Origin of the sequence: Mesorhizobium sp. M1A.F.Ca.IN.020.06.1.1 (assembly GCF_004023265.1) — a bacterium.
In the GTDB taxonomy this organism is placed as follows: domain Bacteria; phylum Pseudomonadota; class Alphaproteobacteria; order Rhizobiales; family Rhizobiaceae; genus Mesorhizobium.
In genome coordinates, this window is record NZ_RZSR01001708.1 from 1 (window position 1) to 560 (window position 560).

The 560-nt window shown below is 62.3% G+C and carries 1 protein-coding gene and 1 pseudogene; both read left to right on the plus strand.

All coding sequences use genetic code 11. The annotated features are described in order from the left end of the window. Positions 1-284 (plus strand): endonuclease/exonuclease/phosphatase family protein (locus EOA60_RS36485; RefSeq protein ID WP_348632760.1); only part of this gene is annotated, 284 nt, incomplete at its 5' end. A 79-nt stretch (positions 285-363) separates the two neighbouring features. After that, a pseudogene (locus tag EOA60_RS36490) lies at positions 364-560 on the plus strand (hypothetical protein); the annotation flags it as partial.

Sequence of the window (560 nt, forward strand, 5' to 3'; positions counted from 1 at the left end):
CGCTATTCCAGCCTCAGACGCGGCAGGCCTTCCGGCGCCTGAAGAATCTCGGCTTCACGGAGGCCGTGCGCGCCGTGACCGATTCGCCGGATGTCTATACTTTCTGGGACTATCAGGCCGGCGCCTGGCAGAAGAACAACGGCATCCGCATCGACCATCTGTTGCTGTCTCCCGAAGCCGCTAACCGCTTCTCGTCGGCCTCGGTTGAAAAGCACGTCCGCGCCTGGGAAAAACCTTCCGACCACGTGCCAGTGGCCATCGATCTGCGCTTGCAGCCGGCCTGAAGGCGCTGCTTGCGGACTCTTGCCGAACCCTGATGTCGCCACAAATCGTGTGTCTGATGCGGGATTGTTGCGGGGTTCGATGGCGATCCGATTTGTTCTTTGCCCGGTCGGCCTTGCGCTGGCATTTGCCGCGCCGGCGCTCGCGGCCCCGGAGTGTCTTGCCAACGGCAAATCGTTCAAGCTCGGTGAGACGGCCTGCCTGACCATTGCCGGCGAAAGTCACCTCGCCCGCTGCGACATGGTTCTCAACAACACGTCCTGGACGAAGGTCCAGGA